General features: G+C 70.6%; 7 protein-coding genes and 1 pseudogene. 6 read left to right on the top strand and 2 right to left on the bottom strand.

Annotated features, from left to right (window positions below):
- The first annotated feature begins 12 nt into the window (after positions 1-12).
- From recC to BM031_RS15570, 6 genes are all read left to right on the top strand, one after another.
- Complete coding sequence (recC, locus tag BM031_RS15595) at positions 13-3,396, top strand: exodeoxyribonuclease V subunit gamma (RefSeq protein ID WP_091875487.1); 3,384 nt, start codon at positions 13-15, stop codon at positions 3,394-3,396.
- Positions 3,393-7,031: an exodeoxyribonuclease V subunit beta gene (gene recB, locus BM031_RS15590; protein ID WP_091875486.1), complete on the top strand. Its 3,639-nt coding sequence runs from the start codon at positions 3,393-3,395 to the stop codon at positions 7,029-7,031. Before recC ends, recB begins: the two co-directional genes overlap by 4 nt.
- On the top strand, positions 7,024-8,967 hold the full coding sequence (gene recD / locus BM031_RS15585) for an exodeoxyribonuclease V subunit alpha (RefSeq protein WP_091875485.1): 1,944 nt from the start codon (positions 7,024-7,026) through the stop codon (positions 8,965-8,967). Before recB ends, recD begins: the two co-directional genes overlap by 8 nt.
- Positions 8,968-9,047: 80 nt before the next feature.
- Positions 9,048-9,998 carry an alpha/beta hydrolase gene (locus tag BM031_RS15580; protein WP_091875484.1) on the top strand — a complete coding sequence of 317 codons (951 nt, stop codon included), beginning with the start codon at positions 9,048-9,050 and terminating at the stop codon, positions 9,996-9,998.
- On the top strand, positions 9,995-10,483 hold the full coding sequence (locus BM031_RS15575) for a hypothetical protein (protein WP_091875483.1): 489 nt from the start codon (positions 9,995-9,997) through the stop codon (positions 10,481-10,483). The genes BM031_RS15580 and BM031_RS15575 overlap by 4 nt, the downstream gene beginning before the upstream one ends.
- 151 nt (positions 10,484-10,634) lie before the next feature.
- Complete coding sequence (locus tag BM031_RS15570) at positions 10,635-11,729, top strand: RDD family protein (RefSeq protein WP_091875482.1); 1,095 nt, start codon at positions 10,635-10,637, stop codon at positions 11,727-11,729.
- 80 nt (positions 11,730-11,809) lie between these two features.
- On the opposite strand, the gene BM031_RS15565 is transcribed toward BM031_RS15570, so the two are convergent.
- On the bottom strand, positions 11,810-12,781 hold the full coding sequence (locus tag BM031_RS15565; protein WP_091875481.1) for a serine hydrolase: 972 nt from the start codon (positions 12,779-12,781) through the stop codon (positions 11,810-11,812).
- Between the two features lie 233 nt (positions 12,782-13,014).
- A pseudogene (locus tag BM031_RS26030) lies at positions 13,015-13,155 on the bottom strand (IS1595 family transposase); the annotation flags it as partial.

The raw sequence follows: 13,155 nt of genomic DNA, 5'->3' as shown, positions 1-13,155 counted from the left end.
CCGAGCAACCCGATGTCCGACCCGATCACCCCCGGCTTGTTGATTTTGCACGGCAACCAGATGGAATTGCTGCGCAGCGCCATGTTCGACTGGGTGCGCAGCCATCCACTCGGGCCGCTCGAGCAGGAAACCATCCTGGTGCAATCGAACGGGGTGGCCGAGTGGCTCAAGATCGCCATGGCCGAAGACATGGGCGTGTGCGCCGCCACCCGCGTGGCGCTGCCGGCGCGCTTCCTGTGGGAAGCCTACCGCGGCATGCTGGGGCGCGAGCGCGTGCCCACCCGCGCCCCGTTCGACAAGGACCCGCTCACCTGGCGCCTGATGCGCCTGCTGCCCTCGGTGCTGCACGACCCCAGCTATGCGCCGCTGGCCCAGTTCCTGGGCGACGGCTGCCCGGAGCGGCGCCTGCAGTTGGCCGAACGCCTGGCCGACCTGTACGACCAGTACCAGGTCTACCGCGCCGACTGGCTGGAAGACTGGGAAGCGGGCCGCAACCAGCTGCGCCGCGCCGCCGGCGAGACGGTGCCGATGGCGCCGGACCAGAAGTGGCAGGCCTGCCTGTGGCGCGAGATCCACGCCAGCCTGCCGCCAGAGCAGCGCGTCACCGGGCGCGCCAGCATCCATGCCCAGTTCCTGGCCGCGGTCGAGGCGGGCCGCGCGCCGGTGTCGCGCCTGCCGCGCCGGGTGATCCTGTTCGGCATGTCGACGCTCCCCTACCAGACCCTGCAGGCGATCGCCGCGCTGTCGCGCCACACGCAAGTGCTGTTCGCGGTGCCGAACCCCTGCCGCTTCTACTGGGGCGACATCATCGAAGGGCGCGAATTGCTCAAGGCCGCGCGCCGGCGCCAGCAGCCGCGCGGCGGCGCCGACCTGTCGCTGGTGCCGGTCGAGGAGCTGCACGTCCACGCCCACCCGCTGCTGGCGAGCTGGGGACGCCAGGGGCGCGACTTCGTGCGCATGCTCGACGAATTCGATAACGGCGAGGGCGCGCGCTACCAGAACATGCGGGTCGACCTGTTCGACGACGCCGAAGGCGACACCCTGCTGCACCAGGTGCAGGCCGCCGTGCGCGACCTGCTGCCGCCCGGCGAACATCCGCAGCTGCCGCCCGCGCGCGAAGACCGCTCGATCGAATTCCACCTCACCCACAGCGTCCAGCGCGAGGTCGAGGTGCTGCACGACCAACTGCTGTCCTGGTTCGCCCAGGACCCGAGCCTGCGCCCGCGCGACATCGTGGTCATGATGCCGGACATCGACGTGTTCTCGGCCGCGATCCATGCGGTGTTCGAGCAGCACCGCCGGTTCGACGCGCGCCACATCCCCTTCGAGATCGGCGACGTGCGCGACCGCAGCGTCAACCCGCTGCTGGTGGCGCTCGAATGGCTGCTGCGCCTGCCGCAGCAGCGCTGCCGCCAGAGCGAAGTGCGCGACCTGCTCGACGTGCCGGCGGTGGCGGCGCGCTATGGGCTGGACGCCGACGACCTGCCGATATTGGGGCGCTGGATCGAAGGCTCGGGCGTGCGCTGGGGCCTGGACCGCGAACACCGCGCGGGCCTGGGCCTGGGGTCGGCGGGCGAGCAGAATGCCTGGATCTTCGGGGTGCGCCGCATGCTGCTGGGCTACGCCAGCGGCGCCGGCGCCAGCTTCGCCGACATCGAACCCTACGCCGAAGTGGGCGGCCTGGACGCCGCGCTGGCCGGCTCGCTGGCCCAGTTCATCGAGACCCTGCTGCAATGGCGCGCCGCGCTGGTGCAGGAGCGCACCCCGGCCGAATGGGGCGAGGCCGCGCGCGCGCTGCTGGCGGCCTTCTTCCACGCCGGGATCGAGGCCGACCGCCTCACGCTGGCCCAGCTGAACGAGGCGCTGCAATGCTGGCTCGAGACCGTCGATGCCGCCGGGTTCGACGAGCCGGTGCCGCTGGCGGTGCTGCGCGAAGCCTGGCTCGGCCAGCTCGACCAGCCGACCCTGAACCACCAGTTCGTGTCGGGCGGCGTCACTTTCTGCACCCTGATGCCGATGCGCGCCGTGCCCTTCCGCGTGGTGTGCCTGCTGGGCATGAACGACGGCGACTTCCCGCGCCGCGCCAGCCAAGCCGACTTCGACCTGCTGGCCATGCCCGGCATGGCGCGCCCGGGCGACCGCTCGCGCCGCGACGACGACCGCTACCTGATGCTGGAAGCCCTGCTGTCGGCGCGCGACAAGCTGTATGTGAGCTGGGTCGGGCGCAATGTGCGCGACAACAGCGAGCAGCCGGCCTCGGTGCTGGTGGCCCAGCTGCGCGACTACCTGCACACCGGCTGGAACCTGGATTTGTCGGAGCGCACCGTCGAGCATGCGCTGCAGCCTTTCAGCCGCCGCTATTTCGAGCATGGCGGCCTGCTGACCTATGCCGGCGAATGGCGCTCGGCGCACGGACTGGACGACGGCGCGGGGGTCGAGGCGCTGCCGCCCTACGAGCTCGAACCCGGCTACGTGCTCAAGCTCGGCGAGCTGGCGGCCTTCCTGCGCCAGCCGGCGCGCTACTTCTTCCGCCGCCGCCTGGGCGTGGTGTTCGCCGATGCCGCGCTGGTGGGCGAAGACGAGGAGCCGTTCGCGCTCGACGCGCTGGAGCGCTACTTCCTCGAAGACGAGCTGCTCGACGACAGCGGCCCGGTGGAGGGCGCCGCCGACGTGCGTTCCGCGCTCGCCACCCGCGCCGGGCGGCTGGCGCGCGAAGGCGTGCTGCCGATCGGCCTGATGGGCCGCCACTGGCAGCAGGAACTGGTCGAAGGCCTGGTGCCGGTGCGCACGGCCTGGCTGGCGCTGGGGGCGCGCTTCCCGCAGGCCGCGCCCAAGCGCGCGGTGAGCCTGGGCCTGCGCGACGGCCTGGTGCTGGACGACTGGATCGACCGCCTGCGCACCGACGGCGCCGAGACGGCCTGGCTGATGCAGGTGTCCTCGAAGGTGCTGGACAAGGAAGGGCGCCCGCGCGGCGACAAACTGATCGGCCCCTGGCTGCGCCAGCTCGCGGCCAGCGCCGCGGGCGCGCCGGTGGCCGGCCACCTGGTCGCGCGCGACGCCGTGCTGGCGATGGCGCCGCTCGACCCGGTCGAAGCCGCCGCCACCCTGCACGAGCTGGCCGCGCTGTGGCGCAGCAACCTGGACCGGCCGCTGGCGGTGGCCTGCAAGACCGCGCTGGCGCTGCTGCAGGACGGCGAGCCGCGTACCGTGTACGACGGCGGCTACGAGATTTCCGGCGAGGTCAGCGAATTGTGCCTGGCGCGCCTGTGGCCCGACTTCGCGGCGCTGCTGGCGGCCGGCGACTGGCCGCACGTGGCGCGCGACCTGTACGGGCCGCTCGCCGACTGGATCGAGGCCGGCGTCACGGTCACGCCGCTGGACGGGGGGGCGGCATGAGCCAGCACCTCGACCCCTTGCACTTCCCGCTGCACGGCTCGCGCCTGATCGAGGCCTCGGCCGGCACCGGCAAGACCTGGACCATCGCCGCGCTCTACCTGCGCCTGGTGCTCGGGCATGGCGGCGACGAGGCCTTCGCGCGCCCGCTGCTGCCAAGCGAGATCCTGGTGATGACGTTTACCCGCGCGGCCACGCGCGAGCTGGCCAACCGCGTGCGCGAGCGCCTGGTCGAAGCGGCCGCCTTCTTCCGCGGCCAGCTCGCCATCGACGACCCCTACCTGCGCGCGCTGGCCGATACCTACCCGGGCGAGGGCGAGCGCAGCGTCGCCGCCCACCGCCTGGTGCTGGCCGCCGAGACCATGGACGAGGCGGCGATCTTCACCATCGACGCCTGGTGCCAGCGCATGCTGCGCGAGCACGCCTTCGATTCGGGCAGCCTGTTCGACGAAGAGCTGGTCAGCGACGAGCGCGCCCTGTTCGAGGACGCCGCCCACGATTACTGGCGCCAGCATGTCTATCCGCTCGGCGCCGGCGCGCTGGACTCGGTGCGCGCGTGCTGGAAGGATGTCGGCGCGCTCAAGCTGGGCGTGCGCGAGCTGGTGGCGCGCACCCACCTGCTGGGCGAGAGCCCGGACGAGCCGCTGGGCGTGCTGGTGGCGCGCAGCGAGCGCGCGCTGCGCGCCGAACTGGCCACCTTGAAGGAAGGCTGGGCCGGGCGCGCCGACGAGATGGAACGCTGGATCGCCGGGCACCGCGAGCGCCAGCCAAAGTGCTTCAACGGCAACAAGATGCGCGCCGAGTCGCTGGCCCGGTGGTTCGAGGCCCTGCGCGCCTGGGCCGCCGACCCGGCGCTGGCCGTGCCCGACCTGAACGACACGGCATGGAAACGCCTGTGCCCGGACGGGATCGTGGACGCCTTCAGCAAGGACTTCGTGGCCGAGGTGCCGGCCTGTTTCGAGGCCACCGCGCCGCTGCGGGAAGCCTTGAGCGCGCTGCAGCCGCTGGCGCACGCGCTGCTGCGCCACGCCGCCGGCCACATCGCCCGCCGCATGCGCGAGCTGAAGGCGCGCAACCGCCAGTTCGGCTTCGCCGACATGCTCGAGCGCCTCAAGGCTGCGCTCGAGGGCCCGAATGGCGAGGCGCTGCGCCAGCGCATCGTGCTGCAGTTCCCGGTGGCGATGGTCGACGAATTCCAGGATACCTCGCCCGACCAGTACCGCATCTTCGACCTGCTGTACCGGGTCGCGGCCAACGCGCCGCGACAGGGGCTGTTCCTGATCGGCGACCCGAAGCAGTCGATCTACGGTTTCCGCGGCGCCGACATCCACAGCTACCTGGCGGCGCGCCGCGCGACCGACGGGCGCCACTACCAGCTGGGCGTGAACTACCGCTCCACCGCGCAGCTGGTGGAGGCGGTGAACCAGCTGTTCCGCCATGCCGAAGGGCAGGGCGGTGACGGCGGCTACCCGGCCGGCGCCTTCCGCTTCCGCCGCGGCGCCGACAACCCGCTGCCGTTCGAGGCGGTACAGGCCAAGGGCCACCGCGAGCGCCTGGTCGGCGCCGACGGGCCCCGGCACGCGATGACGGTGTGCTGCGCCGGCCCCATGGGCCAGGAAGCCTACCGCGACTATTTCGCCCACCACTGCGCCGAGCACATCGTCGGCCTGCTGGGCGACGAGCGGGTCGGCTTTTCTGACGGCGAGCGCTTCCGCCGCCTGATGCCGGCCGATATCGCGATCCTGGTGCGCGACCGCCGCGAAGCGGCCGCCGTGCGCCGCGCGCTGGTCGAGCGCAAGGTGGCCAGCGTCTACCTGTCGGACAAGGATTCCGTGGTCGAGAGCGAGGAAGCGGCCGACGTGCTGCGCTGGCTGTACGCGGTAGCCAACCCGCTCGACGGCGTGCTCGCGCGGGCCGCCTTCGCCACCCGCACCGCCGGCCTGGCGCTGGGCGAGCTGGCGCGCCTGTCGTCCGACGAGATGGCCTGGGAAGCGCGGGTCGAGCAGCTCAAGAGCCTGCACGGCGCCTGGCAGCGCCAGGGCGTGCTGGCCATGCTGCGCCGCTTCGTGCACGAACTCAAGCTGCCCGCGCGCCTGCTGCGCGAGCCGGGCGGCGAGCGCCGCCTGACCAACCTGCTGCACCTGGCCGAACTGCTGCAGGAGGCCAGCACCCAGCTCGAAGGCGAGCAGGCCCTGATCCGCTGGCTGGCCGAGCAGGTCGATGGCGTGGGCGAGGGCGGCGACGAGCGCGTGCTGCGCCTGGAGAGCGACGCCGAACTGGTCAAGGTGGTCACGGTGCACAAGTCCAAGGGCCTGGAGTACCCGCTGGTCTACCTGCCGTTCGCCGTCACCGCGCGCCGCACCGACCGCCGCAACCGCGCCTTCTTCGAGTTCGTCGGCGACGACGGCGCGCGCCGGCTCGACCTGAGCATGGGCGACGAATCCCTGGAGGCGGTCGACCGCGCGCGCCTGGAAGAAGACCTGCGCCTGCTGTACGTGGCGCTCACGCGCGCCCGCCACTTCCTGTGGCTGGGCGTGGCCCCGGTCAGCGGCCGCAGCAAGAGCGAGAACCGGCTGCATGAATCGGCGCTGGGCTACCTGCTGGGCGGCGGCGCGAAGCTCGAGGCCGAACGCCTGCGCGAATACCTGGAGCGCCTGCGCGGCGGGGTCGAGGGCATCGAGCTGCACGATGCCGGCGAGCCGCAAGGGCGCACCCTGCTGGCGCGCCAGGACGCGCGCCCGGACCTGCTGGCCGCGCCCGGCTACGAGGCCCGCTTCGAGCGCGACTGGTCGATCGGCTCGTTCACGTCGCTGGTGCGGCATGCCGTGGCGCCGCCGGCGCCGATGCGGGCGCAGGAAGAAACCCTGCTCGAGGAAGACCCGCAGCTGGCCACGCCGCCGCGCATCGCCGACGCGCCCTGGCACCGCTTCCCGCGCGGTTCGGTCCCGGGCAACTTCATGCACGAGCAGCTCGAATGGATGGCCCAGGAAGGATTCGAACGGGCCGACGAGCCGGAGTTCCTGGTGCGGCTTGGCCAGCGCATCGAGCGCGCCGGCTGGGGCCACCGCCAGGACGACGCGCTGGCCTGGCTGCACGCGGTGGCCACCACGCCGCTGCCGCCGCTGGGGGTGGCATTGTGCGGCCTGGCCGACACCGTGCCGGAGCTGGAGTTCTGGTTCCCGAGCGAGCGCCTGGACGTGGCGCGCCTGGACCGGCTGTGCCGCGCGCGCCTGATGAAAGGCATCGAGCGCCCGGTGCTGCCCGAGCGCGTGCTGCACGGGATGCTCAAGGGCTTCGCCGACCTCGTGTTCGAGCACGAGGGGCGCTTCTGGGTGCTCGACTACAAGAGCAATGCGCTGGGGCCGGGCGACACGGCCTATACCCAGGCCGCGATGGAGCTGGGCATGGCGGCCCACCGCTACGACATCCAGGCCACGATCTACATGCTGGCGCTGCACCGCCTGCTGCGCAGCCGCCTGGGCGAGGCCTACGAGCCGCACCGCCAGCTGGGCGGCGCCATCTTCCTGTTCCTGCGCGGGATCGCCAACCCGGACACGCGCGGCTGCTGCGTGCTGGCGCCCGACCTGGCGCTGCTGGGCGGGCTCGAACAACTGTTGGACGAGGACGGACATGGCTAAGGCCGAAGCGAACATCGCGCTGCTGTGGAGCGAACTGGCGCGCCTGGGCGAGGAGGGCGAGCTGCGCCGCCTGTCCTGCGCCTTCGCCCGTTTCATCGCCTCGCTGGGCGCGGCGCCGCCGGCGCTGGTGCTGGCCGCCAGCGTGCTGTCCGAACTCGAAGGCCACGGCCACAGCTGCCTGCTGCTGGACGACCTGGCCGCCGGCCCCGCCGCGCTGCTGGGCTGGAGCGAGGAGCAGTGGAAGGACCTGGCGCGCCACGCCGGCCCGCTGCCCAAGAGCGCGCAAGCCTGGGCCCAGCTGCTGGGCGGCTGCGAACAGGTGTGGGAGACCAGCGCCTTCAATTATGACCAGCCGCTGGTGCTGGACGGCGCGCGCCTCTACCTGCGCCGCTACTGGCGCGACGAGACCGTGGTGGCGCAGGCGGTGCGCGCGCGCGCCATGCAAACCCGCGAGGTCGATGCGCACGAGGTGCGCGGCTGGCTCGACCTGCTGTTCGCCTCGCAGCGCGAAGCGGAGGCGCCGGACTGGCAGAAGCTGGCCTGCGCGATCGCGCTGCGCGGCTCGGTGGCGATCATCACGGGCGGCCCCGGCACCGGCAAGACCTATACCGTGGCGCGCCTGCTGGCGCTGCTGTTCGCCACCGCGCCGCAGGCGCACAGCCAGCGCATCGCGCTGGCCGCCCCCACCGGCAAGGCGGCGGCGCGGCTGAAGCAGTCGATCGACAAGGCCTTGACCGAACTGGCCGACAAGGTCGGCGCGGCGCTGCCGCTGCGCGAACTCACCCAGCGCATGGGCGCCGCGCGCACCCTGCACAGCCTGCTCGGCGCGCGGCCCGACACCCGCGCGTTTGCCCACCACCGCGGCAACCCGCTCGACGTCGACGTGCTGATCGTGGACGAAGCCTCGATGGTCCACCTGGAGATGATGGCCTCGCTGCTCGATGCGCTGCCGCCCACCGCCACCCTGGTCCTGCTGGGCGACAAGGACCAGCTGGCCTCGGTGGAGGCGGGCGCCGTGCTGGGCGACCTGTGCCACGACGCCCAGGCCGGTGGCTACGACGCCGCGACCCTTGCCTACGTGCGCGCGGCCAGCGGCGAGCAGCTGCCACCCGCGTTCGCGGGCGACGCCGGCGCGCTGGCCCAGCAAACCGTGATGCTGCGCCACAGCCGCCGCTTCGGCGGGCCGATCGGCCAGCTGGCGCTGGCCGTCAACGCGGGCGACACGGGGCGCGCCGAACAGGTGCTGCGCGCGGGCGAGTCCAGCGTGCGCTGGATCGAGAACGCCCAGCAGCAGCAGCTGCTGCAACTGGCGCAGGCCGGCTACGGTTCTTTCCTGGATGTGATGAATACCGGCCCCAGCGGCCCATTGAACACGAATCATGAACAATGGGTGCGCCAGGTGCTGCAGCGCTTCGAGTCTTTCCGCATCCTGTGCGCGGTGCGCGACGGCGAGTGGGGCGTCTCGGGCCTGAACGAGGCGATTGCCGCGCGCCTGGCCCAGGCCGGGCTGCTCAAACCCGGCGGCGAATGGTATGTCGGGCGTCCCGTCATGGTCACCCGCAACGACTACGGCACCGGCGTCTACAACGGCGACATCGGCCTGACCCTGGCCGACCCGGCCCGTCCCGGCGCGCTGCGCGTGTATTTCCTGGAAGGCGAGGCGGTGCGCAGCGTGCTCGCCACCCGCCTGCGCAATGTTGAAACGGCGTTCGCCATGACGGTCCACAAGTCGCAGGGTTCGGAATTCCGCCACACCGTGCTGGCGCTGCCGCGCGAACGCGGCGCCGTGCTCACGCGCGAGCTGGTCTACACCGGCATCACCCGCGCCAGTGAGATGTTTACCCTGGTCACGCCGGCCGGCGCCGTGCTGGCCGAGGCTATCGGCACGCGCACCCACCGCACCAGCGGCCTGCGCGGGATGATCGCCGCGCGCTGAACCCGAGATTACCCGGTATGGATAGTTGCGCTGGGGAACTGGCGGCTATAATCCTTGCTCTCTCTCCAGCCAGGAACGCCATGCCCCGCACGCCTGCCACCGTCTTCCTTTGCGCCTTCTTCCTCGCCGCCAGTGTGGTGGCCGCACCGCGCGAAAGCGCGATCGCACTGGAGAACAGCGGCGTCATCGCCGGCACGCTGGCGCTCCCGGAAGGCGCGGCGCCGACACCGGTGGTGCTCCTGATCGCCGGCTCCGGGCCGACCGATCGCAACGGCAACAACCCCGCGATGCAAAACAACAGCCTGCAAGGCCTGGCGCATGCCCTGGCCGCGTCCGGCATCGCCAGCCTGCGCTACGACAAGCGCGGCATTGCCGCCAGCCGCGAAGCGGGCGGGCGCGAGGCCGACCTGACGCTCGACCGCTACGCCGACGACGCCGCGGCCTGGGTGCGCCTGCTCAGGAAGGACGCGCGCTTCGGCAAGATCGTCATCGTCGGCCACAGCGAAGGTTCGCTGATCGGCATGCTGGGGGCGCAGCGCGGCGGGGCCGACGCCTTCGTGTCGCTGGCCGGGCCCGGCGAGCGGCTGTCGGTTGTCCTGCGGCGCCAGCTGGCCGGCAAGCTGCCGCCGGACCTGATGAAGGACAGCGAGCGCATCCTGTCCGCACTCGAGCAGGGGCAGCTGGCCGGCGACGTGCCGCCGATGCTGGCGGCGCTATACCGCCCCAGCGTCCAGCCTTACCTGGTGTCCTGCTTCAAGTACGATCCGGCGCAGGAACTGGGCAAGCTGCGCATCCCGGTGGCCGTGATCCAGGGCAGCACCGACCTGCAAGTGGGCGTGGACGACGCCCGCAAGCTGCACCAGGCCCGGCCCGGCGCGCCGCTGGTCATCGTCAAGGGCATGAACCACGTGCTCAAGATGGTGGAAGGCGACCTGGCGGCGCAGTTGCCCTCGTATTCGAATCCTTCACTGCCGGTGGCGGAGGCACTGGTGACGGAACTGGCGGGTTTCGTCAAGGGAGTGGTGCAATGATCGGCCAGCCGGCAGCACCGGCCTTGCACATCGTGTGCCCGCGCCAGATGCGGGCCTTGCCCATCCTGGTGTCCCTCGCCGGGCTCGGCGTGCTGGTGTCGGCCACGGCCAGGCAGCTGGGCCGCGGAGCAGCCGATGTGCCCTACCTCTCCTTCGGCGTGGTCCTGCTGATGGGGGCCTGGCTGTGCCTCATCCTGTACCGCAACCTGCTGTTCCGGGACGAACTGGTCCTCGTGCAAAGCGGCGAAGCGCCGGACGCGCGCACCTTCACCCTGGCCGCGGCCAGTGTCCGCGCAGTGCGCGCCTGTCCGGCCCCGGCGCCCTCGTCCTACGACGGCAGGTGGGAAGCGCTCGGCTTCGGCGAGGGACGCATCGAGATCGACACCGACTCGCACCGCTACCGCTTCGGCGTGGGCCTGGACGAGCACATGGTGGGCTCGACCGTGGACCGGATCGCCGCCTTCTGCGGGCTGCGCGGCCATTAACGCCATCACTCTTCCCAGGCCTTGATCGAGGCCAAACGCGGCGAATCACTGTGGTTTTCGTGCGAACTCGGCCGTATCCCGGCGGTCTTAAATCATTCAGAGCAAGGCTAGACAATCCACTTTAGTGTAAAGAATCAAGTAGGGAGGGAGCGTGCAGCCAATCGATGAGCAGACGGGTGGTTTCCGCGCCAGCTTCGACAGCCGGGCCCGGCCGGCGTCACCGGCGCTCGTGTTCGACATGCCGGAGGCCAACCCGCTGGCCGGCGCATGGCGGCGCTGGCTCGCCCGCTCCTTCGACGTCTGGTGGCAGACCGGCCTGGTGGCGCTGGTGGCCGGCAGCATCCTGGGCCACACCTCGCCAGCCTTCCTGCACTGGCTCGAAACCCCCTTCGGCTGGAAGCTGTTCGGCCTGGCCTGCGTGCCGGCGGCCCTGGTGCTGGACGCCTTCATGGCGGCCCTGGCCGGCAATACGCCGGGCAAGGCCTTGCTGGGCCTGCGGGTCATGACCGTCGATGAGCGCGCACCCGACTTCGTCGAACTGCTTGGCCGCAACCTGGGCCTGTGGCGCGCCGGACTCGGCCTGGCCCTGCCCGTGGTCAGCCTGTTCACGATGGCGCGCCAGGCCATGCGTCTGCGCAAGGGCCTACCCGCCAGCTACGACGGCAAGCTGTTCGAGGTGCGTGCCCAGCCGGTCGGATGGTGCCGGAAAACCGTGTTCGGCGGGCTGTTCGGGTCGCTGCTCCTGCTGATCGTGTCGCTCGACTCGGCTGACCGCCAGGACAGCCGCGAAATGGCCGCCATGATGGCCGCGCCGCCCACCAGCTGGACCAACCCGGCGACCGGCCGCAGCGTGAATATCGCGGCGCAGTGGAAGGTCGAGGAAATCGCCGACGCCGACGGCGCGCTGCAGCACCGCTTCACCCAGCACAGCGGCCATGCGGTCGTGCTGTTCACGCTCGACGAGCATGCCGACACCAGCCTGCGCCACCACGTGCGCGCGCTGGCCGGCGGCCTGGCCGACGGCTTCGAGCTCCCGGGCGGCTACTTCAAGGAGTACCGCGGCAAGCCATCCTGGGTCGCCGCCGGAGAAGAAAAATACGGCCCGGCACGGGTGCACCTGCGGGTGGTGCAGGTCGATGGCCAGGCCTGGCGCGTGATGGTCACGCAGGTCCCGCCCGAGGCCTACACCGACGACCTGGTGCAGGAATTGACCGAGTCGTTGTGGGACAGCGTGACGCCGCCTTGACGTGAAATAGCAAAGGGGCTTTGCGGCCCCTTTGTTGACGTGTCGCTACCAAGCGAACGCAGTGCGATGCGACCCGCAGCTTATTTCTTGCGGCGCTTCGGCGTGACCTTCACCACCTTGGCGCGCTTCTTCACGGCCTTGACCTTGCTGTTGCCGGCGCTGGCCTTGATCCGGGCACGGCTCGCGCTCGCCTTGATGCTGGCGCGGCTGGATCCGGCCTTGAAGCGCGGGGCGCGGTTCGAGGCGCGGGCGATGATGGGAGCTTCTTCGCCGGTGATGAAGCGGCGCACGTTGAGCGCGTCGAGGATGCGGGCCGACGAGGCGCTGGCGTTGAGCAGCACCATGGTGGCGTTCTTGCCGCCGGCCTTGATGTTCATGATCAGGCAGCGGCCGGCTTCCTGGATATAGCCGGTCTTCGACAGGCCGATGTCCCAGCCCTTGGCGCCGACCAGGCGGTTGGTATTGCGGTACTCGACTTCGCGGCCGTTGATGTTGATGAGATCCTTCGACTCGGTGGTCATGTTGGTGATCTCGGGATAGCGCGACGAGGCGCTCGCCATTTTCACCAGGTCGCCGGCGGTCGAGCGGTTGCGCGGGTTCAGGCCGGTCGGCTCTTCGATGACGGTCTGGGTCATGCCCAGGGCCGCGGTCTTGCGGCGCACAGCAGCCTTGAAGCCTTCCTTGCCGCCCGGGTAGGTACGGGCGAGGGCGGCGGCGGCGCGGTTGTCCGAGGACATCAGGGCCAGTTGCAGGACGTCGCGGCGCGAGATCAGGGCGCCGACCGGCACCCGCGAGCTGCTGTGCTTGACGGTGTCGACGTCGCTGCGGTCGATCTCGATCAGTTCGTCGAGGTCCTGGCGCGCGTCGAGCACGATCATCGCGGTCATCAGTTTGGTAAGCGATGCAATCGGGACCACGCGGTCCGCGTTCTTCTCCAGCAAAATCTTGCCGGTGTCATCTTCTACCACGAGCACCGATTGCGAGCCGAAGGGCACGGCGATAGCCGCAGCCGAAAACGACATCAATACGGTGGCAAACAATTTTTTGAGCATTGTCGGGTTCTGGAATTCGTACGTTGAGCGGGGGGCGCCGGGGAGGCGCAGTCAACAATCTAGCTGTAGGGCAACCCTAAGTGTTGAAAGATAGCATCTAGGTTGATGCATGTCTATGGCGCACAAGCAAAATTGGGGCTGTGTGTCGGAATTTATGTTCAGTTTAACGATTTGCTTGGCAGCTCGTCCATGAGAATTGCCAGAACGACCGCAACTTAATGAAAAAGGCGCTGTCACCCTTTGCTATGGATGGGTTTGATTGCCAGGCGCAGCAATCCCTCGGCAGACGTGACCCGCCCGCCATCGAGCGCCCTGCGCCAGCCCATGTAGTTCGTCAGGTAGCGGGATGCGACGCCGTGGAAGCGCGCCAGCCA

It is taken from the genome of Massilia yuzhufengensis, assembly GCF_900112225.1.
Taxonomy (GTDB): Bacteria; Pseudomonadota; Gammaproteobacteria; order Burkholderiales; family Burkholderiaceae_D; genus Telluria; species Telluria yuzhufengensis.
Note: the sequence above shows the minus strand (reverse complement) of the source record. Positions and strands in the feature narration are given on the sequence as shown.

Coding starts and splice junctions, on each gene's coding strand:
- recC (WP_091875487.1), top strand. CDS start 13: ATGTCCGACCCGATCACCCCCGGCTTGTTGATTTTGCACGGCAACCAG.
- recB (WP_091875486.1), top strand. CDS start 3,393: ATGAGCCAGCACCTCGACCCCTTGCACTTCCCGCTGCACGGCTCGCGC.
- recD (WP_091875485.1), top strand. CDS start 7,024: ATGGCTAAGGCCGAAGCGAACATCGCGCTGCTGTGGAGCGAACTGGCG.
- BM031_RS15580 (WP_091875484.1), top strand. CDS start 9,048: ATGCCCCGCACGCCTGCCACCGTCTTCCTTTGCGCCTTCTTCCTCGCC.
- BM031_RS15575 (WP_091875483.1), top strand. CDS start 9,995: ATGATCGGCCAGCCGGCAGCACCGGCCTTGCACATCGTGTGCCCGCGC.
- BM031_RS15565 (WP_091875481.1), bottom strand. CDS start 12,781: ATGCTCAAAAAATTGTTTGCCACCGTATTGATGTCGTTTTCGGCTGCG.